Raw genomic sequence first — 26,557 nt, forward strand, 5'->3', positions numbered from 1 at the left:
TATAGTTTTCCAATAGCCACTAATAAGCTTTGCCTATTTAAAAGACTTTGTTGGCAAAGCTATTATTTCGTTCTGGCATTTGTGGGTAGCTCAATTTATAGTGCGTTTATTACTACCGTCTTTTACTAGTTGCTTGTGTATTTAAGTTTAGGTTTATCAGGCATATAACAATAAATTCAACGGGACTTTTACAGCTGGCTGTGCTCGTTCCTCGCAAATTTAGCCAGCAATAAAAGCCCATTAATTGGGCGTTATATGCCATGGAGATTTAGGTGAAAATTCAAATAAAATCATTTTCTTCGCATCAATCGAGTAAGATCATCGCACTTACTTTTTTTGTTTTGATGTTACCGTTTAGCGTTATTAGTATTTTATTTTTTTTCTTGGTTCCAGAGATTGAAACATCTAATGGAAATACAATGCCGAGCTTTCCATTTTTATTTTTTGCATTAGCGCCTATATTTTATGGTGTTATGTTTTATTTGATGCAGCGTTTATTCTTTTTTGTTTATAATCGTTTAGCTAAAAAGTTTGGTGGTTTCGAATTTGAAACTTCAGAGTAAATTGGCATATAACAAGCAAATTAACAGGACTAAAAACAGTTTGTTGTTTTTCGTTCCTCAAAATTTTAACAAACAATTTTAAGCCTGTTATTTGGGCGTTATATGCAATTCATGTAGTAAGGTGGTTTAGCTAAGAATTTAGTTACTAACTTTTGCTTTTTTATGTGCTGCTACGAGTTTCGCTATTTTAGTTTTTCAATAGTCACTAATAAGCTTTGCCTATTTAAAAGACTTTTGTTGGCAAAGCTATTATTTCGTTCTGGCATTTGTGGGTAGCTCAATTTATAGTTCGGTTATTACTACCGTCTTTTACTTCTAACTTAAGTGTTTTAAGTTTAGGTTTATCAGGCATATAACAAGGCATTGCAAAGGACTAAAAACAGCTGGCCGTTGCTCGTGCCTCGCTATTTTGGCCAACAATTTTTAGCCTCTGAATGAGGCGTTAGTGCTACAGGAGTATTTTTTGAATTCTAGTGAAAGTTATCAGGTTTTCATACGCTTTGTTAGTGAAAGACATAATGATTTAATAAGTTCACTTGATGATTTGGTAAAGTCATTGGTGACTGTAAATTCATCAGGAAAAAAAGAAAATGCTGAATCAAGCTTTAAAAAATCAAAAGATTTAGAATCTGCAACAGCTGAAGGAGACCGCCCATCTTGGGTTTCCGATGTTACTTTGGCTTTACAAAGGTATATCAAAGGAGTACATGACTCACATCAGCTAATTACATATTTAGTTGATAATATGGCAATTATAAAAAATCATAAATGGGTCTTTGGTGATCCATCAGAAGATGCGTTTGATTTTGACTCTATATTTGAACATTATAAATCTCAAAGCCGTTTACCTGAATTATTTGAAGAAATAATAAAAATATTAGAAGAACTTAAAAGTAGTGATGAATTAGATAGTCGGTTAATGGTTAAAGGTCTTGGAAAAGTAATTTCTACTTTGAAAAAGAGTAAAGATGGTTCATACTTTTCAGTAAACGGAGCTTGGGAGTTTTTAGTTACCTTTCTGCAAAACTACATGTGGAGTGAGTTAAGTAAGATCCCTGCTCTGGGTAGCGTAATGCAAGCGTTAGAGAAAACAATTAAAGAAACAAATGAAGAAATGTTTAAAGTTCATTCTAATGTTCAAACTGAAATGGAAAACTCTATCGAGTCGGATATTAAAGCTCTAAAAAATAAGACTTCATTTGATTTTATTTCTTACAACAAGTCAGGATTGAAACTTACAAATAAAAATGAATCTTTGATGCTAGATAAAAAAGTGTAGCACTAACAAGTTGCTTAAACGGACACAAACAGCTGGCTGTGCTCGTTCCTCGCTATTGTAGCCAGCCATTTTTAGCCGCTTAGCAAAGCGTTATATGCAATTCATGAAGCAGGGTGCTTAGCTAACAATTTGGTTATCAACCTTACTTTTGTAAACGCTGCTACGAGTTTCGCTATTGTAGTTTTTCACTAGTCACTAATAAGCTTTGCCTATTTAAAAAACTTTTGTTGGCAAAGCTATTATTTCGTTCTGGTATTTGTGGGTAGCTCAATTTATAGTGTGGCTATTACTACCGTCTTTTACTTCTGACTTTTGTATTTTAGTTCAGGTTTATCAGGCATATAACAAGCAATTTAACGGGACTTTTACAGCTGGCTGTGCTCGTCCCTCGCAAATTTTAGCCAGCAATAAAAGCCCATTAATTGGGCGTTATATGCAATTCATGTAGTTGGGTGCTTTAGCTAAAATTATTTTTATCAATCTTACTTTTGTAAACGCTGCTACGAGTTTCGCTATTTTAGTTCTTCAATAGTCACTAATAAGCTTTGCCTATTTAAAAGACTTTGTTGGCAAAGCTATTATTTCGTTCTGGCATTTGTGGGTAGCTCAATTTATAGTGCGTTTATTACTACCGTCTTTTACTAGTTGCTTATGTACTTATGTTCAGGTTTATCAGGCATATAACAAGCAATTCAACGGGACTTTTACAGCTGGCTGTGCTCGTTCCTCGCAATGTTAGCCAGCAATAAAAGCCCATTAATTGGGCGTTATATGCACTCAAATAGTATGGTTGGTTTAGCTAAAAATATTGTTATCAAACTTACTTTTGTTAACGTTGCTACGAGTTTCGCTATTCTAGTTTTCCAATAGTCACTAATAAGCTTTGCCTTTTTAAAGAGACTTTTGTTGGCAAAGCTATTATTTCGTTCTGGCATTTGTGGGTAGCTCAATTTATAGTGCGTTTATTACTACCGGTTTTTACTAGTTGCTTGTGTATTTATGTTTAGATTTATCAGGCATATAACAAGCAATTCAACGGGACTTTTACAGCTGGCTGTGCTCGTTCCTCGCAATTATAGCCAGCAATAAAAGCCCATTAATTGGGCGTTATATGCACTCAAATAGTATGGTTGGTTTAGCTAAAAATATTGTGATCAACCTTACTTTTGTAAACGCTGCTACGGGTTTCGCTATTGTAGTTTTTCAATAGTCACTAATAAGCTTTGCCTTTTTAAAGAGACTTTTGTGGCAAAGCTATTATTTCGTACTGGTATTTGTGGGTAGCTCAATTTATAGTGCGCTTATTACTACCGTCTTTTACTTTGAACTTCAGTAGTTAAGTTAAAGTTTATCAGGCATATAACAAGCAATTCAACGGGACTTTTACAGCTGGCTGTGCTCGTCCCTCGCAAATTATAGCCAGCAATAAAAGCCCATTAATTGGGCGTTATATGCCTTAACCAAAAGTTTTTAAAATAATTAAATTTTGGTGTGTTTCGTCATTGTTAATTTAGGTGCAAACACTAATCAGCTTTACGCTATTGCAAACAAGTTTGCGGTAAAGCTATTATTTATTCTAGTTTGGGTTTACATGGCTCAAGGTAAGTTTGTTATCAAGGTAGCTTCGTATTAGCTTATCTGTAATTCGTTACCATTTTGCATATAACAAGCAAATTAACAGGACTTAAAACAGTTTGTTGTTTTTCGTTCCTCAAAATTTTAACAAACAATTTTAAGCCTGTTATTTGGGCGTTATATTTCATGGATGATCAATGCGTATATTTCTATTCTTACTTCTAATTACTATTTCTTTTTATTCTAATGCCAATGCTATTTGGCCGTTTGTGATAATGAATGCCACTTCTTTTGCTTGGTGGGCAATTTTAATTGGTTTAATGATTGAGTTTTTGTTTGTACAAAGACTTTTTAAAATTCCTCCCAAAAAGGCAATCAAAGCTACTATCTTCGCTAATTTGGCTTCTGCAGTACTCGGAATAGTTTTTGTTGGATTGTTTAAAGTAGTTCCCGGTTTGTATTTTTTTCTTATATTTGGTTTAGGACGATTAGGAATAATTTCTTGGATTTTAGTTTTTATTTTCGCATGCTTATTTAATGTTCTTATTGAAGGCATGGTTTATAAACGGAGCTTTAAATTATATACAAAGCTCAGTAAAAAACTGTTTTGGAGTTTCCTTTTAGCAAATGCAATCACAATCAGTGTTGCGATATTTAGTTTAGTAATACAAGCTATGGCAAAATGAAATCTAACAAGCTAATAAATAAGGACAAAAAACAGTTGGCTGTTTTCGTTCCTCAACATTTTAGCCAACAATTTTTTGCCCATTATTAGGGCGTTATGTGTATAGAACAACTTCGAGTTTGAGGTTATAAATGAAATACAATATCTACCTTTCTATCGTAGTGTTACTCGTAGCAGGTTGTGCGGCAGGCCATCAAGATTATTTGGATTTTAAAAATAGTAGGATTGGTAAAAAAGAAACTAAAACCGAACCATATAAATGGGATAACTCAGGTGAATTAATTCGTGCAGATTTTTTGATTTCTGGTCAAGGGCTTACAGAAATAACTGAAGATGATGACGGTAATTTAATTTACCACTATAGTGACCAAGAAGTTTTGCCTACTAACCCAAGAGAAGAATGGGTAGGTAAATGTTTAACTTACAATGTAGTAAACCCTGAAACAATGGTTATCATTGATTGGGGTTTTGATAAAGGCGGCAACCCTTTAAGTTGTAGAACTTGGCCTTAGAGTAAATATACACATAACAAGGGTTTTCAAGTCGGACAAATTACAGTTGGCTTTTTGTTCGTGCCTCACTTATTTTAGCCAACTGCAATTTGCCGCTTAAAACGGCGTTATGTTTTTTGAACACTGGTGTCTGGGAGTCAGGTTAAGCTTGACCAACCGAGGCACTTTGTGAGGAGTGCAGTTATTGTGAGTTTCTCGAATTCTCGGCAGTGCCGAACTCGAAACATAAACTTGCTTTAGCTGGTACTACACTCCGTTGGTAATGTTAGTACCATTACCACAATCCATACTTTGGGCAGCAATCCATTGTATGGCGTCACTGGCCTGTGACGTAAAGCTCAGGTGTTTAATTTTCCTGAGCCGGCTCGGGGTTTAATTTAGGAACTATTATGTTCACATTTAAAACTTCGAAAACAGAGGTTTCAGTGAATATAGCTGCCATTTTGATGGCTTCAGCTTGCCTTGTGCGTGCTGTTGCTTATCTAATGTCAGTTATGCCGCTGTAACCATTGGCGAGGGAGGCATTTGTCTCCCTCAAGCCAAAAACATAACAAGAAATTAAACAAGGACAAAAAACAGTTGGCTTTTTGTTCACTCCGTTCACTTATTTTAGCCAACAATTTTTTGCCTGTTAATTAGGCGTTATATGCAATTCATGTAGTAGGGTGCTTTAGCTAATAATTCGGTTATTAACTTTTACTTTTGTAAACGTTGTTACGGGTTTCGCTATTTATAGTTTTCAAATAGTCACTAATAAGCTTTGTTGTTTTTATTACTGCGTAATGTAACAAAGCTATTATTTCGTTCTGGCATTTGTGGGTAGCTCAATTTATAGTGCAGTTATTACTACCGTCTTTTACTTCTAGATTTTGTGTTTAAGTTAAGGTTTATCAGGCATATAACAAGCAATTCAACGGGACTTTTACAGCTGGCTGTGCTCGTTCCTCGCAATGTTAGCCAGCAATAAAAGCCCATTAATTGGGCGTTATATGTTTCTCGAGGTTTGCAGATTATGAGTACATTAAAAGGTAAAACTGAAGGCGGCAGCGGGGGTAAACGCGGCCATTCAAATATGACTCATTGGGCTTATACCGAAGAAATAAAAGAAGCCAGTAATATAAATCGTCGAAACAATAGTAAAACGATTATACGTAATGAGTTAAAACAAGTAAGCAGTCAAGATAAAGAGTAAACCACAGGGTTAACTATCTGTTTTGTATGTTTATCAAACATATAACAAGCTATTCAAGCGGGACAAATAACAGTTGGCTAGTTCCGCTTCGCTTCACATTATAGCCAACTGCAATTTGCCCCTTAATAGGGCGTTACAAGGCAGTTCAAATTATTTTGCAGTGTCGTTAAACACCTGCCACGAGCAGAGAAATAGCATCAAGGAATGTGCTGGTTTTTAGCCCCTTCCGTTCGTACCGGTGCCATTTAAAAGTGAACCGTATTGGCAAGTCCACTCCATTTAATCTGGGTGGCCAATAAGTAGGTGCAAGGCATCTTCGGCTTAGGTATTCTTAGGGTCTACTTGTTTACTATCGGTCTTAAGGTGCTTCGTAGTAGGTGAACACGCTGCCGCTGTAACAAAAAAAATCAATTTGACCTCCGCAAGCTGTCGTCTTTTTTGCGGAGCAAAAAAACCGCCAGCTTGCTCTGGCAAATTATTTTGGCGTTAAGTGTCATCGTCAACGGAGAGTTCAGTGACAGAAAAAAATAATGAAGAGTTCTTTGAAAAGGTTCGAGAACATAATCAAAACCTTTCTAAAAACCAGAAAAAAATTAGAAATTTTTCCTCATCCGTTGCGGGTATATCTGCTTCTATTGCATTAGCCATTACAGCTTCTATGACATTTAATATTTTCTTCGATTCTAAAAAGATATTAAGTAATGACGAACTAACAAATGAAGTTTCAGTGCAAAATACTCAAGTAAAGGGTATGTACCAAGATTTAAGTAATTTACAAGACATAGTTACTTTGCTTAAATCGAAAATGGATTCAGTTGAAAAATTCCCTGAAGGTACTGAATGGAAATCTGAGATTATTAGGCTTGAAGAAAAAATTGATAGTATTAGTATTAGAGTTACAGAGTTTGAGAACGCTATAACTGCAGATCCACTTAAAGCTCTAGCTGTTCCAATCTTGCGTAAAGATCTTGATAATGTCCGAAGCTCACTTAACACTGAGATTCGCCAGTCAAAAGCAGAGATTGATAGAATTTATGACCAAAATAAATGGTTTATTGGTTTACTATTCTCTATTGCTATAAGCGTTCTTGGTATGGTTATAACTAATTACGTAAATAGCAAAAAAGACACTTAACAAGACCTTCAAACGGACAAAAAACAGTTTGCTGTTTTCACTTCGTTCAACATTTTAGCAAACAATTTTTTGCCGCTTAAGGTGGCGTTAGCTGCCCGAGAGTGTTCGTTACTCCTTGCAGATTATTAGTAACTCGTTATTATGTAAGAACTCCCTTATGGGGATAACGGTGTTACCTTCTACCAGTTAGAAATGACTAGTCTTCAGTTGTGATGATTCACACTGACGGGGGAAAGGGGTCAAATCCTATCCAACCATGTGATAACTTACTTTTACTTGGGTTAACACCGTGAAAAAGCCTGAGTCTAACTCAGGCTTTTTTGTTTAAGGAACTTATGAAATTAGAGCAGCAGATTGCAAAAATTATCCGTGAAGAGGCAGAAAAGTTAATTGAACGCTATCACGAATATCACAATAGGGTTCACCTAGAAGCTAAGCGGAATCAGAAGCGATTAGGTGACTCTGCACCGAAAAAGAAAATTCATACTCCAGACTATTGGTCTTTTGATAGGAAGTTCAATCCATTTTATGTTAAAGCAAAGCATAAAAGCATTGCTCGATCTATCGCCAACAAAATTGAGAATAGAACCTATTCTCCGAATAGCCCATATATAAAAGAAGTTCCAAAGTCTGACGGTGGTATTAGAAAAGTAGCGATTTACAAAATACCGGACGCAGCTATATCAAAGTTTTTCTTTAACCGGCTTCTGGCAAAAAACCGACACCGGTTTAGTTCATTCTCATATGCTTATAGAAATGATAGAAATGTTCACTTCGCCATTCAGGATATTTCTGTCGATTTAAAAAGAAATGAGCGCACCTTTTTGGCTGAATTTGATTTCTCTGATTTTTTTGGGTCAATATCCCATGAATTCTTGAAAGGGCAATTTTCTGAAAACGGCTTCTACATCAGTCCTGAAGAAAAATTTGTTATTAATTCGTTTTTGAAAGAGAGGAAAGTCGGTATTCCTCAAGGAACGTCAATAAGCTTATTTCTTGCCAATCTAACCTGCTGGAAATTTGATCAAAATCTTGAGCGAGAGGGAGTTAAGTTCTCTCGATATGCTGATGATACTATTGTGTGGTCACCTGAGTACGCAAAAATATGTAATTCCTTTGGTTTGATTAATGAATTCTCTAGAAGCGCTGGAGTAAAAATAAACCCTACTAAGTCAGAAGGAATATCTCTTTTAACAACAGATGGTTTGCCATCAGAAATCGTAGCTAAAACTAGCCTAGATTTTTTGGGTTATTGCCTGTCCGTTGACAAGGTTTCCATTAAAGATAAATCCGTTAGGAAAATTCAAAAGCAAATATCATATATTCTTTACCGAAATTTAATTCAGCCACTTAAGCAAGCAGTGCTGGCTGGGCAGCGAATTCCTGCAAATGATAGAGATAAAAATTTTCTATCAGCAATGTGTGAAATTCGGCGATACATGTATGGTGGATTAAGCAAAAAGCAAATTAAAGACTACTTATCTGGTAGAACTAAAAGAATATACTTTAAAGGTGTAATGAGCTTCTATCCTCTAGTAGACGATGTTGATCAATTAACTCAGCTGGATGGATGGTTGCTCTCCGTAGTGCATAGAGTATTGAAGCTAAGGTGCAAGCTACTTTCAAGTCACGGATTTCATCGCTCGCATAGCTTTCCATTCAATGTATCAAGGTCGGAGCTTTTAGAACGTTGTGCTGTTGAAGTAGTATCAGGAAAGCATCTTCTTGAGATTCCAAGTTTTCTTCTAATACATAGAGCCCTGAAAAAAGGATTGGAGGAGTCGGGTATAGAGAGAGTAATGAACCCTGATTCACTGAATTATGACTATAGATAATGCAGCGTCCGCAGCTAACAAACGCATGTTGTCGGACTGGTTTTCCGCTGCGCTCCAAATCAGCCGCAAATGCGGGCGTTATGTGTTTGTAACTAAAGAAAAAGAAATATTAAAAAATAAGTGGTGTGTTTCGCCATTGTAAGTTTGGTTGCCACCACTAATAAGCTTTACGCAATTACAAAACAAGTTTTGTGGTAAAGCTATTATTTCATTCTCGTTTGGGCTTAAATGGCTCAAGGATAATTTTAATTAAGGGCAGCTTCGTTATTGCTCAGGCTAAGTTTTGTACTTGGTTTTACACATAACAAGTTGCTTAACAGGACAAAATACAGTTTGCTCGGCTCGTACCTCGCCAATTATAGCAAACGGTATTTTGCCCATTAGCAAAGCGTTATATGCAATTCATGTAGTAGGGTGCTTTAGCTAAAAATATTGTTATCAAAAGTACTTTTGTAAACGTTGCTACGGGTTTCGCTATTGTAGTTTTTCACTAGTCACTAATAAGCTTTGTTGTTTTTATTACTTCGTAATGTAACAAAGCTATTATTTCGTTCTGGCAATTGTGGGTAGCTCAATTTATAGTGTAGTTATTACTACCGTCTTTTACTTTAAACTTCAGTATTTAAGTTTAGGTTTATCAGGCATATAACAAGCAATTCAACGGGACTTTTACAGCTGGCTGTGCTCGTCCCTCGCTATTTTAGCCAGCAATAAAAGCCCATTAATTGGGCGTTAAATTGCAAAGGAGGCATCGTGCCATTTTCAAGTCTAATGAAAGATAAAGTTTCCGTACTAAAAAGTAATGGTGAGATTTTTAAGGATATTCAAGCAAGTGTTCAAACGAAGAAAACATTTATTCAACGTTCTGATATTTTGATCGAAACTGGCGACTTAATCCAAAGAACTATGTCAAATGGCGCAACTGAAACATATGAGGTTGTAGATCCTGGCTTTCATGAAGGACTTGGAGGCATACCTGCGGGCTATCAAATTGTTCATAAAAACCTAGGGTTGCCAGAGGCAGAGAAAGCAATTCAATCTATCACTTACAACCTCAACGGGAATAATACTAGAGTCAATAATAACTCAACTGATAACTCTACCAATGTAGTAAATATCAATAATGATATTGCTGAACATATATCTATGCTCAGAGATGAGATTAAAAAACTTGTTGAATCCAGTGAAAAGCAAAATGAAGCTTATGAAATTGTTGATGCAATCGAAGGACAATTCGAGTCCCCTAAGCCAAGTAAGGCAGTTTTAAATACTCTTATTAACGCATTACCTAGTGCGGGCAGCATAGCTTCTATAGGTTCGTTTTTATTGTCTTGTGTAGGTGGTTAATATGAAATTAGATAAATACGTAGAAGAAACTATAAAACAAGTGATCACTGGTATCGGTGCTGCTAAGTCGTTTGGTGAACAACATAATGCACAAGTAAACCCGGCCTCAGCTTCATTTTCCTCAGGCAGTCATAACAGTGTTATATATTGCTCGAATACAGGTGTTCCAATTCAAGAAATAAAATTTGATATTGCAGTTTCAGTTAATGAAGGAAGCACAGAAACAGAGGCTCCTGAAATAACTGTAGGAAGTGCCACCGTTGCTGGCCATAACTCAACAACTGAAACCTCAAATAGTTCAGTGAATAGAATACAATTTAGCATTCCTGTACTTTTGCCTATTTCAGGACGCAGGGGGTAATGCAATTTAACAAGTTGCTTAAACGGACACAAAACAGTTGGCTGTGCTCGTTCCTCGCAAATTTTAGCCAACGTTTTTTAGCCGCTTAGCAAAGCGTTAGGCCATAGAATCAACATATTCCGTTTAATCAAAGTTAAATAAAGGAGATAGAAAATGAAGATAATTAACCTATTTGGTGCAAAGTTCTCGATTGACGACAAAGCACTAAACTTTATCGAGCCAGCACTTGAGTCTAATAAGACAGATTATTGTAACGGAAATGCTTGCGATGATATTTATTGGGAATGGGATGACGATACCCGTTCTTATCATTTTTTTAATGAAGGGGAAAAAAGGGTGAGGCTAAAGGTTGAGGGGGCAAATTATCTTGGTTGTAATGGTGTCATAAAACGAAAGACTATGAGACCAGGTACGGAGTGGGAATGTAAACTTGGCGGAATATGTGAATTTAGCGCCAAATATACAGATTAATGGAGAATTTTTTATGACTAATAAAGTTAGTTTTAAAAAAAATGGTGAGCGCTGTACGGTAACATTATCTAACAGTAGTAAGACAGATGAATGCACTACTACTTATGAGATTTCCGTTTTTGATTCAGATGACGACCGTTGGGAGGATCATGCTAAAACAACTTCAACATTGAAACCTAAAACGGTCTTGTCCAAGGAGTATCATAAATATGGTGCCACAGACTGGGATTACACCATAGTAGATAATTACTGCGAATGAGGCCTAACAAAACCGTGCACACGGACAGCCCACTGCGTGGCTCAAATTATGTTTCCATTTCATTACAACATTATTTGTACCACTACGTGAGCTGCCGGTGACGGCGGCGTTATATGCACTCAAATCGTATTGCTGGTTTAGATAAAAATGTTGTTATGAAATTTACTTTTGTAAGTGCTGCTACGGGTTTCGCTATTATCGTTTTTCAATAGCCACTAATAAGCTTTGTTGTTTTTATTACTACGTAATGTAACAAAGCTATTATTTCGTTCTAGTATTTGTGGGTAGCTCAATTTATAGTGCGTTTATGACTACCTGTTTTTACTAGTTGCTTGTGTATTTATGTTCAGGTTTATCAGGCATATAACAAGCAATTCAACGGGACTTTTACAGCTGGCTGTGCTCGTCCCTCGCAAATTTTAGCCAGCAATAAAAGCCCATTAATTGGGCGTTATATGCACTCAAATAGTATGGTTGGTTTAGCTAAAAATGTTTTTATCAAACGTACTTTTGTAAACGTTGCTACGGGTTTCGCTATTGTAGTTTTTCACTAGCCACTAATAAGCTTTGTTGTTTTTATTACTTCGTAATGTAACAAAGCTATTATTTCGTACTGGCATTTGTGGGTAGCTCAATTTATAGTGCGTTTATTACTATCGGTTTTTACTAGTTGCTTGTGTATTTATGTTTAGGTTTATCAGGCATATAACAAGGCATTGCAAAGGACTAAAAACAGCTGGCTGTTGCTCGTGCCTCGCTATTTTGGCCATCAATTTTTAGCCTCTGAATGAGGCGTTATATGCAATTCATGTAGTAGGGTGCTTTAGCTAACAATTTGGTTATTAACTTTTACTTTTGTAAACGCTGCTACGGGTTTCGCTATTATCGTTTATCAATAGTCACTAATAAGCTTTGTTGTTTTTATTACTTCGTAATGTAACAAAGCTATTATTTCGTTCTGGCATTTGTGGGTAGCTCAATTTATAGTGTGTTTATGACTACCGTCTTTTACTAGTTGCTTGTGTATTTATGTTTAGGTTTATCAGGCATATAACAAGCAATTCAACGGGACTTTTACAGCTGGCTGTGCTCGTTCCTCGCAAATTTTAGCCAGCAATAAAAGCCCATTAATTGGGCGTTATGTATTACACGGAGTTTCGCATTGAATTCATCTAAAATTTCTAAAAAAATCATTCTAAGTATTATATTTTATTTATTTATCAACTCTGCATTAGCCATTAGTTGTGAAGATATAATCATAAAAAAATACGTCTCAAACATAACATATAGTCCCGCTAAAACATTATGTGGAGTAGATCTTAATTTATTGCTTATCAAATTAAAGAAAACTTCTAATAACAATGAAACGAGTTTAGGGGGGATAAGCTTAGATGTAAAAAATTCAAATGATGTTAGTGTTACTAGATATGCTTTAAAATCTATGAACTCTAGTAGCAATAAGATAATGACAGCATGTTTAAATAAAAATTATATTGAAAATAGTTCACTGATTTTTTCAATTACTCGTGAAAAAAGTGAACACAGTACTAATCACCGTAGTTTAACTCTAAAAAGTACACATACAACATGTAAGTTAAAGTCTCTTGTAAGTAATACATAACAAGTCATTGCAAAGGACTAAAAACAGCTGGCCGTTGCTCGTGCCTCGCCATTTTGGCCAACAATTTTTAGCCTCTGAATGAGGCGTTATATGCACTCAAATAGTATGGTGGGTTTAGCTAAAAATATTGTGATCAAACGTATTTTTTAAGCGCTGCTACGGGTTTCGCTATTATAGTTTTCAATAGTCACTAATAAGCTTTGTTGTTTTTATTACTGCGTAATGTAACAAAGCTATTATTTCGTTCTGGCATTTGTGGGTAGCTCAATTTATAGTGCATTTATTACTACCGTCTTTTACTTTAAACTTCAGTCATTAAGTTTAAATTTATCAGGCATATAACAAGCAATTCAACGGGACTTTTACAGCTGGCTGTGCTCGTTCCTCGCAATTATAGCCAGCGATAAAAGCCCATTAATTGGGCGTTATATGCACTCAAATAGTATTGTTTGTTTAGCTAAAAATATTGTTATCAATCTTACTTTTTTATGTGCTGCTGCGGGTTTCGCTATTATCGTTTTTCAATAGCCACTAATAAGCTTTGTTGTTTTTATTACTGCGTAATGTAACAAAGCTATTATTTCGTTCTAGCATTTGTGGGTAGCTCAATTTATAGTGTGGCTATTACTACCGTCTTTTACTTCTAACTTTTGTATTTATGTTTAGATTTATCAGGCATATAACAAGCAATTCAACGGGACTTTTACAGCTGGCTGTGCTCGTTCCTCGCAAATTTAGCCAGCAATAAAAGCCCATTAATTGGGCGTTAGCCTTACAAGGATAGTCATGAGAAAAATTTTACCTTTTATATTATTGTTCATTTCTTTTAGTGGAATTGCTAGTGACGACTTTCATTGGAAATTAGCTAATGGTGATCAAGCGCCCGAAACTGAAAATCAAAAAAGTGTAAAAGGATTTGGTGGTTGGCTATTAGTAACGCCTGATAAAGATTGGGAAGAAAAATGGATGACTCCAAGCGAAAATGTGCCTTACTTTAACGAAGCCAAGGACGTAAAGTTGGGTCAAGAACTCACTATTCTTCCTTTCTTTGCTAACCCAAAGTTAGATAATGCACGCAATTTTAATATTTTGTGTGATATTAAAGTTGAAAAGCCTGACGGAACATTTTCAATTAATGAGTTAAATGTCCCTTGTGCACAAGGGACATTAGAAGTAGATCCAATGTCTATATTTTTAACTCAAACAGTTATTAAATACATTGGCGAAAATGGAGACCCTTTTGGGCAATGGACAGTTTACTTTGAGATTAAAGATTTGATCAGAGGCGTTTCAGTTCCTTTAAAAACATCTTTTAACTTGGTGAAATAGTAAGGCTAACAAGCTGTTCAAGCGGGACAAATTACAGTTGGCTGTTTCGCTCCGCTCACATTATAGCCAACTACAATTTGCCCCTTAACAGGGCGTTATACGTACAGGGAATATCGGTGTTTAATAAAGATTACAATGTAATTAATCAGCTTGAAATCGAAAGTATAGGGCTAGTTAAAACAGGAACTTTGGTGGAGCACCCTGAATATGGGAAAGGTAAAATCGAAGAAATTTGTCAAGTTAAAGGAGATGACAACATTCTTAAAGTGAATTTTGAATCATATGGTGTAAAAGCTCTGGTAGCACTTTATGCGAGGCTTAAAATCATTGATGTCATAGATCGTGAACCGACGGTTTTAGGTAAAATAAAAAACCTTTTAAAATCAGTGTAAGTACGTATAACAAGCACTTCAAGCGGGACAAAAAACAGTTGGCTGTTTCGCTTCGCTTACATTTTAGCCAACAATTTTTTGCCCCTTAAGTGGGCGTTATATGCACTCAAATAGTATGGTTGGTTTAGCTAAAAATGTTTTTATCAAAGGTGCTTTTGTAAACGCTGCTACGGGTTTCGCTATTATGGTTTTTCAATAGTCACTAATAAGCTTTGTTGTTTTTATTACTACGTAATGTAACAAAGCTATTATTTCGTTCTGGTAATTGTGGGTAGCTCAATTTATAGTGCGTTTATTACTACCGGTTTTTACTTCTGGCTTTTGTATTTAAGTTCAGGTTTATCAGGCATATAACAAACAATTCAACGGGACTTTTACAGCTGGCTGTGCTCGTCCCTCGCAATGTTAGCCAGCAATAAAAGCCCATTAATTGGGCGTTATATGCACTCAAATAGTATGGCTGGTTTAGCTAAAAATGTTGTGATCAATCTTACTTTTGTAAACGCTGCTACGAGTTTCGCTATTATAGTTGTTCACTAGTCACTAATAAGCTTTGTTGTTTTTATTACTTCGTAATGTAACAAAGCTATTATTTCGTACTGGCATTTGTAGGTAGCTCAATTTATAGTGCGGTTATTACTACCACCTTTTACTTTGGACTTGTGTATTTAAGTTTATGTTTATCAGGCATATAACAAGCAATTCAACGGGACTTTTACAGCTGGCTGTGCTCGTCCCTCGCAATTTTAGCCAGCAATAAAAGCCCATTAATTGGGCGTTATATGCACTCAAATCGTATTGCTGGTTTAGATAAAAATGTTGTTATGAAATTTACTTTTGTAAGTGCTGCTACGGGTTTCGCTATTATCGTTTTTCAATAGCCACTAATAAGCTTTGTTGTTTTTATTACTACGTAATGTAACAAAGCTATTATTTCGTTCTAGTATTTGTGGGTAGCTCTATTTATAGTGCGTTTATTACTACCGTTTTTTACTTCTAACTTTTGTATTTAAGTTCAGTTTTATCAGGCATATAACAAGCAATTCAACGGGACTTTTACAGCTGGCTGTGCTCGTTCCTCGCTATTTTAGCCAGCAATAAAAGCCCATTAATTGGGCGTTATATGCAATTCATGTAGTAAGGTGGTTTAGCTAAGAATTTAGTTACTAACTTTTACTTTTTTATGCGCTGCTACGAGTTTCGCTATTATAGTTTTCCAATAGTCACTAATAAGCTTTGTTGTTTTTATTACTACGTAATGTAACAAAGCTATTATTTCGTTCTGGCATTTGTGGGTAGCTCAATTTATAGTGCGTTTATTACTACCGTCTTTTACTTCTGACTTTTGTATTTAAGTTTAGGTTTATCAGGCATATAAAAAGCAATTCAACGGGACTTTTACAGCTGGCTGTGCTCGTTCCTCGCAATTTTAGCCAGCAATAAAAGCCCATTAATTGGGCGTTATATGCACTCAAATAGTATTGTTTGTTTAGCTAAAAATATTGTTATCAATCTTACTTTTTTATGTGCTGCTGCGGGTTTCGCTATTATCGTTTTTCAATAGCCACTAATAAGCTTTGCCTTGTTAAAGAGACTTTTGTGGCAAAGCTATTATTTCGTTCTGGTATTTGTGGGTAGCTCAATTTATAGTGCGGTTATTACTACCGTCTTTTACTTTGAACTTGTGTATTTATGTTCAGTTTTATCAGGCATATAACAAGCAATTCAACGGGACTTTTACAGCTGGCTGTGCTCGTCCCTCGCAATTTTAGCCAGCAATAAAAGCCCATTAATTGGGCGTTAGCAGTTTCAATAATTCAGGTTAAGCAATTTAAGGAAGTTATATGTCAGGAAGTGAAATTATTGCACAAGGTGGCCAATTCTTTGTAGGAATGGGAACTTTAGCTTTATTAAATGCGGGATTAGCACAAAGTAAAAATAGGAGAGGGTTAGTATGGTTTTTGCTTTCTTTATTTTTAGGGCCTATAGCTACATTTCTTTTGGTTGTGCTAGAAAAACAACCGGAAGTTCAGGGTACAAACAGCTAACAAGGCATTGCAGCAGGACAAATAACAGTTGGTTGTTGCTCGTGCCTCGCTATTTTAACCAACAATTATTTGCCTCTGAATGAGGCGTTAGCTATACAGGATAGATAATGGAGTATCTCGCAATATTAGGAATATCTTTGGCTTTCTGGTTTCCAGCCTACATAGCTGGTTTCTATGTGGCATTTTCCAAATTAGAGATCCCTAAAAAGTTTATATTTTGCATAGTGTGTTTGGTGCTTTCGTATGGCTCTATTGCTTTAGTTGCACCAATTATAGTGTTGTTTGAGTGTGTATCTTCTTTCTTAGTCTACGATTGGACTCAACAAGGTCGAGACGAACTCGCATACTTCTTTATGGAGTATGGTGAAATCCCTAGTTACATTGCATTATTTATACCTGTAGTTGCATCTTTTTTAGTGCCTTTCAAGCTAAGTAAAAAATGGGAAAGCTTGGTGGCTATGTATAGCTAACAAGAAATTAAACAAGGACAAAAAACAGTTGGTTTTTGCTCCTTCGTCGCTGATTTTAACCAACTATTTTTTGCCTGTTAATTGGGCGTTATGTAACTAAAAAAATATGATGCAATCTAAAGGTAATGTTAAAGAGTTACGACAATTGATAAAAGATGCTCGTTGGGCAATTTGGGCGTTTGTTATTATTAATTTTTTTGTAATCGTATTTTTTATTGTTGACGGTCTGGGTAATGAGTTTGTTTTTATAGCTTTGTTTGTTCAGGTGGTTTTATTTGTTATTTGGTTATTACCCGTGTTTTTTTATCAAGTATTTATTAAAAAGCTAAGCGTAAAATATGCCTTTTATACATCTATGGCATCTTATAAAGAAGTACTCGGTCACGTATCGTGGTAGCGTTACATAACAAGAAAATCAAGCAGGACTAAATACAGCGGGCTGTTCGCTTCGCTCCATTTTAGCCCACTATATTTAGCCTCTTATTTAGGCGTTATATGCAATTCATGTAGTAGGGTGCTTTAGCTAATAATTTGGTTATCAACTTTTACCTTTGTAAACGCTGCTACGAGTTTCGCTATTTTAGTTATTCAATGGTCACTAATAAGCTTTGCCTATTTAAAAGACTTTTGTTGGCAAAGCTATTATTTCGTTCTGGCTTTTGTGGGTAGCTCAATTTATAGTGCATTTATTACTACCGTCTTTTACTTTGAACTTTAGTATTTATGTTCAGGTTTATCAGGCATATAACAAGCAATTCAACGGGACTTTTACAGCTGGCTGTTTCGTTCCTCAACATTTTAAGCCAGTAATAAAAGCCCATTAATTGGGCGTTATGTACAAATTGTGTAAATCTAACTATGGAGAGTAATATGGATATAAATTTAACAACGGGTTCGGTAGCTTTTTTATTTGGGATTTTGAGTGCTAAATGGGCAATGGAATTAGGTTATTCACAATTCACCCAGATAATTATCTTTTGTTTAGGTTTAATAGCTGGACCGCTAGTATTATTTTTCTTATACATTCGTCTTTTATATCAGCGTAAAGAAAATAATCAATCAGGTACTAAGTTTTTTGGCTATCAAGAAAAAGAAGTTAATCAAAGCAGTAATTGTACATAACAAGCAATTCAACGGGACTTTTACAGCAGGCTGTGCTCGTTCCTCGCAAATTTTAGCCAGCAATAAAAGCCCATTAATTGGGCGTTATATGCAATTCATGTAGTAGGGTGCTTTAGCTGAAATTGTTTTTATCAAAGATACTTTTGTTAGTGCTGCTACTGGTTTCGCTATTATAGTTTTTCAATAGTCACTAATAAGCTTTGCCTTTTTAAAGAGACTTTTGTGGCAAAGCTATTATTTCGTTCTGGTATTTGTGGGTAGCTCAATTTATAGTGCATTTATTACTACCGTCTTTTACTTTGAACTTCAGTAATTAAGTTAAAGTTTATCAGGCATATAACAAGCAATTCAACGGGACTTTTACAGCTGGCTGTGCTCGTTCCTCGCAATTTTAGCCAGCGATAAAAGCCCATTAATTGGGCGTTAGCAGTACAAGGAAGGTTTCGTGGACTCATCTAGTTTCAGAGATAAAATGCTATCTCAAATCACTATCGGATACGATTGGGAAACATCTAATAATTTCGCTGAAGTTAAGCTTATGACAAATGATGGCACCTCTTATTCATACAAGATTCATAACCTTACTGAATATTTACTTTACGAAGACTTTTCAGCTAGTTACATTAGTCAATGCAAGCTTATTGTAAATGACGGTATGGTTTATTTAAGTTTGGATCCATACGATGAGTTATCTAACGAAATAGACTTAGATAATGATTGCTTGTGGTTTAAGGGCAGTAACATTGAGGCAGTGTAATGTACTGCTAACAAGTCATTCAAAAGGACAAAAAACAGTTGGCTGTTGCTCCTTCGTCGCTGATTTTAGCCAACAATTTTTTGCCTCTTAATGAGGCGTTATATGCAATTCATGTAGTAGGGTGCTTTAGCTAATAATTTGGTTATTAACTTTTACTTTTGTAAGTGCTGCTACGAGTTTCGCTATTCTAGTTTTTCAATAGTCACTAATAAGCTTTGTTGTTTTTATTACTTCGTAATGTAACAAAGCTATTATTTCGTACTGGCATTTGTGGGTAGCTCAATTTATAGTGCGTTTATTACTACCGTCTTTTACTAGTTGCTTGTGTATTTATGTTTAGGTTTATCAGGCATATAACAAGCAATTCAACGGGACTTTTACAGCTGGCTGTGCTCGTCCCTCGCAAATTATAGCCAGCAATAAAAGCCCATTAATTGGGCGTTAGGTGCTATAGGAGTCACGGATGAGTCTTGGTAAATTAATCTGGCATGTTGGATGCGATGAATCAGGTATTGATGGGCAAGTCTATTATGGGTTTGGCTCTCTGTGGATGAAATACCAAAGACGGGGGGATTTCACTCGAATAATCCGTGAACTTCGTGAAAAGCATCGCATGCATGATGAAATCAAGTGGCAAAAAGCGCACAGTAAAAGGTATGCAGAGTTTTATTCCGAACTAATTGATATGTTCTTTAAAAATTCTTGGTTAGCATTCCATTGTATTGTTATTAGAAAAGGTATGGTCGACAAATCTTTTCATGATGGTGATTACGATTTAGCAATGAGAAAACACTTCACACAGCTTATTTCCGCGAAAATTAAGGCCGTGTTAAAGGCTCACCCTAATCGTGAATGTGAATTTCGAATTGAAGTAGATCCTCTACCATCAAGATATAAAAAAGCAGATGAAGCTTTTCATAAAATAGCTAACAGCATGTTAAAAAAGGAACTTGGTGGTGAAGCACTAATTAAAAGTGTAGTTACTAAAGACTCTAAGGATTCTGAGCATATCCAAATAGCAGATTTTTTATTGGGTGCTGTAATGAGTGCATTTCAAGGTAAAGCATCTTCACCTGCTAAATTGGCAGTAGCAAATAATATTGCTTCGTATTTGGGATGGGATAACCTTAAGCATGACACTTGGAATAGTGAAAGAAAATTTAATATTTGGTACTTCTTCGATCCAAGGTTTGGTTCACGAGAAATAAGTACAGAGAAAATCACATTAAAATATCCTCTGCCATTTCGCACCTAACAAGGGTTTTCAAGCCGGACAAATTACAGTTGGCTTTTTGTTCGTGCCTCACTTATTTTAGCCAACTGCAATTTGCCGCTTAAAACGGCGTTATATGCAATTCATGAAGTAGGGTGCTTTAGCTAATAATTTGGTTGTTAACTTTTACTTTTGTAAACGCTGCTACGGGTTTCGCTATTGTAGTTTTTCAATAGTCACTAATAAGCTTTGTTGTTTTTATTACTTCGTAATGTAACAAAGCTATTATTTCGCTCTGGCATTTGTGGGTAGCTCAATTTATAGTGCGTTTATTACTACCGTCTTTTACTTTGAATTTGTGTATTTATGTTTAAGTTAATCAGGCATATAACAAGCAATTCAACGGGACTTTTACAGCTGGCTGTGCTCGTTCCTCGCAATTTTAGCCAGCAATAAAAGCCCATTAATTGGGCGTTATATGCACTCAAATCGTATGGTTGGTTTAGCTAAAAATGTTTTTATCAAAGGTGCTTTTGTAAACGCTGCTACGGGTTTCGCTATTGTAGTTTTTCAATAGTCACTAATAAGCTTTGTTGTTTTTATTACTTCGTAATGTAACAAAGCTATTATTTCGTACTGGCATTTGTAGGTAGCTCAATTTATAGTACGTTTATTACTACCGTCTTTTACTTTGAACGTCAGTAATTAAGTTAAAGTTTATCAGGCATATAACAAGGCATTGCAAAGGACTAAAAACAGCTGGCCGTTGCTCGTGCCTCGCTATTTTGGCCAACAATTTTTAGCCTCTGAATGAGGCGTTATAAGCCAATGAGATTTCGGCATGAATGAAAAGCCTTGGGTGAAAATCAATAGTGAAACTTATGTTGATTGTGTTGTAGGAAATGAAGCAGGTTTAATTGCTTTAAAGGGAGCTATTGATCAAGCGTTGAATGAGAAAAATTCAAATGTAGACGAGTTCTTCAAAGCTGATTTTAATTCGGTTGTGCTAACTGATGATAAATGGGATGAAACCGAAGCAACAGAAGTTCCATGGTGGCAAGCTCTAATATTTCAAATGTCATTAGGGTTATGGTTAGTGCTTCTGCCAATATACGCACTTTATAAATTAATAATTGAGTAGTTGGCATATAACAAGCCAATTAATACGGGACTGCTAACAGTTTGCTCGGTTCCGCTCCGCTTCACATTTTAGCAAACAATTATCAGCCCCTTATTGGGGCGTTATGCTTTTCTGAAGTCATGAGTATTTAATCAGTACTGGTTGAATTGTCAGTACTTCGTCCCCATGTAATTTAATGAAGTCGTTGCTTCGAACTTTAATAAACCACATGGAGGCACTATGCCTAAAAACACAAAAGCTACATCGAAAAAGGTTGCATCAAAAGCAGCTAAAACCTTGACGGATAATAACGCTTCGCAAACAGCTAAAAAGCTTGCTGCATCAGCTTTATCTCAAAAGTCTAAAAGTAAACAAACTGGAGCTGAGTTGGAAGATTTAGCTTCTAAAGTATTAAAAAGTACCAAGTATAATTCTGATACCAAAGAGTTAGCTGCTTCCGTCCTTTCCCAATCAAATAAAGAACGGTAAACTAAAAGCATAACAAGCAATTCAAGTGGGACTAAAAACAGTTGGCTAGTCTCACTTCGTTCGCTATTTTAGCCAACTTATGTGGACTCCCTCCTGTCAACAACAAAACTTAAAACAAAGAAATTAATGCATACTTATGTACGAGCTCTAAATGAGAAGCTATCTCAGGCTCTTTGATATTTACGCGAACTGGTTGTCAAATCTATAAAGCGAGCGCTAGGCTCTTAGTTGGCTACTGACTAAACCAGTTGATTTTTATCTTCGTTAGTGCATTTTGTCGTTTGAACTCGTATTAAGCTGCGAGTAATTCAGCTTTGTATTCTGTACCTTGCGTTAACATCGCAAACGCTGTTCTTACTGTTTTATTTGCTAACGCTACTGCAGCACACTTTTTACCTCTACGTTCAACTAAGCTTTGGATCCAGGCATCTTTTTTTGTTTTAGCTTTTCGCTTCATTGCGTGCTGAACTGCTGCAGTTGCGCCACAGATTAGTTGACTTCTTAGCCGACTATTTTTGCAAAACTTCCCTATAGAGCCTAACTTAACTAAGCCGCCTGATGAATGCTGTATCGGCGTTAAGCCAATACAGGCTGAGGCGTCTTTTCCTTTACTGAAATACCCAATATCTAAACAGCCCAACGCAATATAAAGGTTAATCGCATTCATTGGACCAACACCTTCTAGCTTAGTGAGCTTTTTACATTCTGGGTGGGCAGAAACCGAACGTTCCATACAGTTATCATAATGCTTAATATCTTCAAACAGCCCTCTCAAGTGCTCTTTTGCTAAGAAAATAGCCCTGCGGAACTCTGTTGACAAGCCATTGCAGGCATCTTCTAACACACCTTCTATTGCTGAAATTATTCCTCCTCTACGACTTGAAATTTTGATGTTTAATTCAAAAAGCAAAGCAATGAGTTGTTTTTGAGAGGCGTCGCGTTGTTTAACCGATAATTCTCTTAAGCGTTTAATGGACTGTAGTTGTTGTTGCTCAACCGTTTTTCCGCCAATATAAGTCACATCTGGCATGAAGGTGGTCTGAACAATAGCGAGGGCATCGTTTTTATCTGTTTTTTGACTTTGTCTGACGACTGATACCAGTTTCGCTGAAACTAACCTGGCATCATGACCTGCTTCAATGGCTTTTTGTTTCCAGTAGTTAGACGTACTACAAGCTTCAAATATTATCGTAACGGGTTTATTGTTGATAAGCCAATAAAGGAATTCTTCCGGTGTCATTTCGATATTCGACTGCACTTTATTGTTTCTATAAATACAAACTTGAATAACTTTTTTTGCTAAATCAACGCCAACTCTAGTACGATACATATTAGGACTCTTTATAATATTTTGGTGTGGTAACTACAATATTACCTCACTCGTTAAGGGTGAGGGAGTCCAATTATCTATTTATTAGCCCCTTAATTGGGCGTTATATGCACTCAAATAGTATGGTTGGTTTAGCTAAAAATGTTTTTATCAAAGGTGCTTTTGTAAACGCTGCTACGGGTTTCGCTATTATGGTTTTTCAATAGTCACTAATAAGCTTTGCCTTGTTAAAGAGACTTTTGTGGCAAAGCTATTATTTCGTTCTGGTATTTGTGGGTAGCTCAATTTATAGTGCGGTTATTACTACCGTCTTTTACTTTGAACTTGTGTATTTATGTTCAGTTTTATCAGGCATATAACAAGCAATTCAACGGGACTTTTACAGCTGGCTGTGCTCGTTCCTCGCAAATTATAGCCAGCAATAAAAGCCCATTAATTGGTAATGCCGATCAGTTAAGAAATGTTTAACGATCCATTGACCGATCTTCTGGTTAGTATATAAAGGCTTCTGAATTTATTCAGGAGCCTTTTCTTTTGCAACTCTCTACCGCCTTATCACAAGTTTCACAAAATAGTTTTACTGAATTTACAGGATTAAATGAATTATTAGACCCAAGCATCGTTGATGAAGCGTTGGCTCAGTCAGGTATTGCGACCATAAGGAAGCGCAAGCTTCCTATGGAGCAAATGGTGTGGGCTGTTATTGGTATGGCTTTATTTCGTAAAATGTCTATTCGCCAATTAGTTAATCAGCTTGATATCATTCTACCTAACGGTGCCCCCTATGTTGCACCTAGTGCCGTAACACAAGCAAGAAAGAAACTTGGTCATAAAGCAATAGAATCTATTTTTAATAAAACACAATCGCTATGGCATGAGGAGTCTACTCACCCCACATGGTGTGGATTGACACTATTAGGTGTTGATGGCGTTGTATGGCGAACACCTGACTCAAAAGAAAATAATGAATATTTTGCACGTACAGGAAACTCTCATGGCAAGGCAAGTTACCCCCAAGTGCGCATGGTATGCCAGATGGAATTAACAAGTCATTTATTAACACAAAGTGCTTTTGATAGTGTTGATATTAACGAAATGAAATTAGCTGGCTCGCTAGTTGAAACAACACCAGATCATAGCTTGACACTATTTGATAGAGGCTTCTACTCGCTTGGATTACTTTATCGTTGGCAATCCACGGGAATATCACGTCATTGGCTGATACCGCTAAAAAAGAACGTACAATATGACATTGTTCGTTCATTAGGACGCCAAGATAAAATAGTTCGTTTAACCGCCTGTCCCCAAGCACGAAAGAAGTTTCCTGAATTACCTGAATCAATTGAAGCTCGATTAGTATCGAGAAAGGTTAATGGTAAAGCGTGCGAAGTGTTAACGTCTATGACGGATGCAATGAAGTTTCCTGTCGCTGATATTGTCGATTTATACGGACATCGGTGGGAGATAGAACTTGGTTTTAGAGAAATGAAGCAGTCACTACTTGATAGCCAATTTACCTTGCGTAGTAATCAACCTGAGCTTATAAAACAAGAGTTGTGGGGGATATTACTCGCTTATAATCTGATCCGTTATCAAATGGTATTAATGGCAAAGTCACTCGATTCAATACATCCAAACCAATTAAGTTTTCATGGTGCTTCAATGCACATAATTTATCAACTGACTATGTTGCCATTTTGTTCGCCAGGAAATGTGTCAAAATTTGTTATGGATATAACCAAAAGTGCCAAACAGTTTGTATTGCCAGCACGTAGAGAGCGGAGTTATCCGCGAGAATTGAAGTGTTCTAAGAATAGGTACCCTGTTAAAAAAAGAAATGCCGCTCACCTTAAGTGAACGGCATTACATTAATTGGGCGTTATATGCAATTAATGTAGTAGGGTGCTTTAGCTAATTTTGGGTTATTAACTTTTACTTTTGTATGTGCTGCTACGGGTTTCGCTATTATCCTTTTTTAATAGTCACTAATAAGCTTTGCCTATTTAAAAGACTTTTGTTGGCAAAGCTATTATTTCGTTCTGGCATTTGTGGGTAGCTCAATTTATAGTGCGTTTATAACTACCATCTTTTACTAGTTGCTTATGTATTTATGTTTAGGTTTATCAGGCATATAACAAGCAATTCAACGGGACTTTTACAGCTGGCTGTGCTCGTTCCTCGCAATTATAGCCAGCAATAAAAGCCCATTAATTGGGCGTTATATGCAATTCATGAAGCAGGGTGCTTAGCTAACAATTTGGTTATCAACCTTACTTTTGTAAACGCTGCTACGAGTTTCGCTATTGTAGTTTTTCACTAGTCACTAATAAGCTTTGCCTATTTAAAAAACTTTTGTTGGCAAAGCTATTATTTCGTTCTGGTATTTGTGGGTAGCTCAATTTATAGTGCGTTTATTACTATCGGTTTTTACTAGTTGCTTGTGTATTTATGTTTAGGTTTATCAGGCATATAACAAGCAATTCAACGGGACTTTTACAGCTGGCTGTGCTCGTCCCTCGCAAATTTTAGCCAGCAATAAAAGCCCATTAATTGGGCGTTATGTGCAAGTCATGAAATGAAAGTTTTCGATTTATTAAAATGGATAATATGGCTTCCTGTGTTAGCAATAGGCACGGGTGTCGCGTTCTTTTCTCAGTTGCTCGAAAAGAGAGTCGAAAGAAGTCGCGAAGAAGTTGAAGCTATATTGCTTAAAATGGAATCAGGAGTTGTGAGTGAAGATCTATGGGATGATTTTCTAAGTGTTCCAATTTTCGATAAGCAGTTGGATAAGATCAGAGAGCGTGTAGAGGTTCTTTGGGCGTACGATGATTTTCAAGCCAAAAACGATGATGGTTGCTACGTGCTAAATGAAAAGGGTCTATCAGAAATCAGAGAGATACTTGGTGAGCTTAGCAGCACATAACAAACAGCTCAAACCGACCTCCACTGCGTTGCTCGTTTTGTGCTTTTCCGCTACGCTCGCACAAAACAAACAACTCCGTTCCGGCGGCTTAGCTGGGCGTTATATGCCTAAGGGAACTATGCGTAGAATTCAACTTTTAGCACTAATTTCAATATGTTTATTTTGTAATTTCGCAAAAGCTATTGAGCTATGTGTTAACGAAATCGAATTGGATATTGATAAACCTCTTTTAGATAAATCCCTTGATAAAGTCGCCGTATACGCTGACGAAATTTACGGTAAAAGTTGCTTGGTTTGCGCTGAGGTTTTAGAACTCGATAAAGACAGAATTGAGTTTCATATAACAAGTCCAACCAATAAAGATGTAATTCTAAATACCTCTGCAACTATAGCAATAGCAATCCCAAGTGGTAAGATTCTAGATAAAAAGTTGTATCATAGTTGCAAAGTACGGGCGGTGGCATCCGGCATATAACAAGCAATTCAACGGGACTTTTACAGCTGGCTGTGCTCGTTCCTCGCAAATTTT

At 36.2% G+C, this 26,557-nt stretch carries 26 protein-coding genes; 25 read left to right on the plus strand and 1 reads right to left on the minus strand.

The features are described from left to right. Positions 1-272 precede the first annotated feature (272 nt). The 22 genes from AC0L5Q_RS02295 to AC0L5Q_RS02400 all read left to right on the plus strand — a co-directional run bounded on the left by AC0L5Q_RS02295 (position 273) and on the right by AC0L5Q_RS02400 (position 21,775). On the plus strand, positions 273-563 hold the full coding sequence (locus AC0L5Q_RS02295) for a hypothetical protein (RefSeq protein ID WP_473614102.1): 291 nt from the start codon (positions 273-275) through the stop codon (positions 561-563). A 463-nt stretch (positions 564-1,026) separates the two neighbouring features. Beyond that, positions 1,027-1,842, plus strand: coding sequence for a hypothetical protein (locus AC0L5Q_RS02300; RefSeq protein ID WP_473614103.1), 816 nt, complete (start codon positions 1,027-1,029; stop codon positions 1,840-1,842). Positions 1,843-3,614: 1,772 nt separating this feature from the next. Next, entirely contained in the window at positions 3,615-4,103 is a 489-nt protein-coding gene (locus AC0L5Q_RS02305) for a hypothetical protein (RefSeq protein ID WP_473614104.1), read from the plus strand. Between the two features lie 130 nt (positions 4,104-4,233). Continuing rightward, complete coding sequence (locus tag AC0L5Q_RS02310; RefSeq protein WP_473614105.1) at positions 4,234-4,614, plus strand: hypothetical protein; 381 nt, start codon at positions 4,234-4,236, stop codon at positions 4,612-4,614. Positions 4,615-5,626: 1,012 nt separating this feature from the next. Further along, on the plus strand, positions 5,627-5,806 hold the full coding sequence (locus AC0L5Q_RS02315; protein WP_473614106.1) for a hypothetical protein: 180 nt from the start codon (positions 5,627-5,629) through the stop codon (positions 5,804-5,806). Positions 5,807-6,320: 514 nt separating this feature from the next. Then, positions 6,321-6,941, plus strand: coding sequence for a hypothetical protein (locus AC0L5Q_RS02320; protein WP_473614107.1), 621 nt, complete (start codon positions 6,321-6,323; stop codon positions 6,939-6,941). 335 nt (positions 6,942-7,276) lie between these two features. Continuing rightward, positions 7,277-8,776: a reverse transcriptase domain-containing protein gene (locus AC0L5Q_RS02325; protein WP_473614108.1), complete on the plus strand. Its 1,500-nt coding sequence runs from the start codon at positions 7,277-7,279 to the stop codon at positions 8,774-8,776. Positions 8,777-9,529: 753 nt separating this feature from the next. Then, positions 9,530-10,123 (plus strand): hypothetical protein, encoded by a 594-nt coding sequence (locus AC0L5Q_RS02330; protein ID WP_473614109.1) that lies wholly within the window; start codon positions 9,530-9,532, stop codon positions 10,121-10,123. A gap of 1 nt (position 10,124) precedes the next feature. Further along, positions 10,125-10,484 carry a hypothetical protein gene (locus AC0L5Q_RS02335; RefSeq protein WP_473614110.1) on the plus strand — a complete coding sequence of 120 codons (360 nt, stop codon included), beginning with the start codon at positions 10,125-10,127 and terminating at the stop codon, positions 10,482-10,484. A 153-nt stretch (positions 10,485-10,637) separates the two neighbouring features. Continuing rightward, complete coding sequence (locus tag AC0L5Q_RS02340; protein ID WP_473614111.1) at positions 10,638-10,955, plus strand: hypothetical protein; 318 nt, start codon at positions 10,638-10,640, stop codon at positions 10,953-10,955. 13 nt (positions 10,956-10,968) lie between these two features. Next, complete coding sequence (locus AC0L5Q_RS02345) at positions 10,969-11,214, plus strand: hypothetical protein (protein WP_473614112.1); 246 nt, start codon at positions 10,969-10,971, stop codon at positions 11,212-11,214. A 1,162-nt stretch (positions 11,215-12,376) separates the two neighbouring features. Further along, positions 12,377-12,835, plus strand: a complete 459-nt coding sequence (locus tag AC0L5Q_RS02350) for a hypothetical protein (protein WP_473614113.1) — start codon at positions 12,377-12,379, stop codon at positions 12,833-12,835. A 786-nt stretch (positions 12,836-13,621) separates the two neighbouring features. After that, complete coding sequence (locus AC0L5Q_RS02355) at positions 13,622-14,164, plus strand: hypothetical protein (RefSeq protein ID WP_473614114.1); 543 nt, start codon at positions 13,622-13,624, stop codon at positions 14,162-14,164. Between the two features lie 116 nt (positions 14,165-14,280). Further along, on the plus strand, positions 14,281-14,556 hold the full coding sequence (locus tag AC0L5Q_RS02360; protein ID WP_473614115.1) for a hypothetical protein: 276 nt from the start codon (positions 14,281-14,283) through the stop codon (positions 14,554-14,556). Between the two features lie 1,844 nt (positions 14,557-16,400). Further along, the gene (locus tag AC0L5Q_RS02365) at positions 16,401-16,604 is read left to right on the plus strand and encodes an antitermination protein NusB (RefSeq protein WP_473614116.1); all 204 of its coding nucleotides are present in this window, start codon (positions 16,401-16,403) and stop codon (positions 16,602-16,604) included. Between the two features lie 107 nt (positions 16,605-16,711). Continuing rightward, positions 16,712-17,074: a hypothetical protein gene (locus AC0L5Q_RS02370; RefSeq protein WP_473614117.1), complete on the plus strand. Its 363-nt coding sequence runs from the start codon at positions 16,712-16,714 to the stop codon at positions 17,072-17,074. Between the two features lie 106 nt (positions 17,075-17,180). After that, positions 17,181-17,471 (plus strand): hypothetical protein, encoded by a 291-nt coding sequence (locus AC0L5Q_RS02375; RefSeq protein ID WP_473614118.1) that lies wholly within the window; start codon positions 17,181-17,183, stop codon positions 17,469-17,471. 473 nt (positions 17,472-17,944) lie between these two features. Then, positions 17,945-18,196 (plus strand): hypothetical protein, encoded by a 252-nt coding sequence (locus AC0L5Q_RS02380; RefSeq protein ID WP_473614119.1) that lies wholly within the window; start codon positions 17,945-17,947, stop codon positions 18,194-18,196. A 445-nt stretch (positions 18,197-18,641) separates the two neighbouring features. Beyond that, positions 18,642-18,953 carry a hypothetical protein gene (locus AC0L5Q_RS02385; protein ID WP_473614120.1) on the plus strand — a complete coding sequence of 104 codons (312 nt, stop codon included), beginning with the start codon at positions 18,642-18,644 and terminating at the stop codon, positions 18,951-18,953. A gap of 463 nt (positions 18,954-19,416) precedes the next feature. Continuing rightward, the gene (locus tag AC0L5Q_RS02390) at positions 19,417-20,208 is read left to right on the plus strand and encodes a DUF3800 domain-containing protein (RefSeq protein WP_077343698.1); all 792 of its coding nucleotides are present in this window, start codon (positions 19,417-19,419) and stop codon (positions 20,206-20,208) included. A gap of 799 nt (positions 20,209-21,007) precedes the next feature. Then, on the plus strand, positions 21,008-21,307 hold the full coding sequence (locus AC0L5Q_RS02395) for a hypothetical protein (protein ID WP_473614121.1): 300 nt from the start codon (positions 21,008-21,010) through the stop codon (positions 21,305-21,307). 219 nt (positions 21,308-21,526) lie between these two features. Further along, positions 21,527-21,775 (plus strand): hypothetical protein, encoded by a 249-nt coding sequence (locus tag AC0L5Q_RS02400; RefSeq protein ID WP_473614122.1) that lies wholly within the window; start codon positions 21,527-21,529, stop codon positions 21,773-21,775. 292 nt (positions 21,776-22,067) lie between these two features. Here the strand turns inward: AC0L5Q_RS02400 and AC0L5Q_RS02405 are convergent, their stop codons facing one another. Next, positions 22,068-23,105: an IS110 family RNA-guided transposase gene (locus AC0L5Q_RS02405; protein WP_473614123.1), complete on the minus strand. Its 1,038-nt coding sequence runs from the start codon at positions 23,103-23,105 to the stop codon at positions 22,068-22,070. Positions 23,106-23,639: 534 nt separating this feature from the next. On the opposite strand from AC0L5Q_RS02405, the gene AC0L5Q_RS02410 reads away from it, so the two are divergent. From AC0L5Q_RS02410 to AC0L5Q_RS02420, 3 genes are all read left to right on the plus strand, one after another. Further along, positions 23,640-24,962 carry an IS4 family transposase gene (locus tag AC0L5Q_RS02410; RefSeq protein WP_473614124.1) on the plus strand — a complete coding sequence of 441 codons (1,323 nt, stop codon included), beginning with the start codon at positions 23,640-23,642 and terminating at the stop codon, positions 24,960-24,962. Positions 24,963-25,680: 718 nt separating this feature from the next. Next, positions 25,681-26,028, plus strand: a complete 348-nt coding sequence (locus tag AC0L5Q_RS02415) for a hypothetical protein (protein ID WP_473614125.1) — start codon at positions 25,681-25,683, stop codon at positions 26,026-26,028. Beyond that, entirely contained in the window at positions 26,009-26,503 is a 495-nt protein-coding gene (locus AC0L5Q_RS02420) for a hypothetical protein (RefSeq protein ID WP_473614126.1), read from the plus strand. Before AC0L5Q_RS02415 ends, AC0L5Q_RS02420 begins: the two co-directional genes overlap by 20 nt. Positions 26,504-26,557 lie beyond the last annotated feature (54 nt).

It is taken from the genome of Pseudocolwellia sp. G5-9 (genome assembly GCF_055808995.1).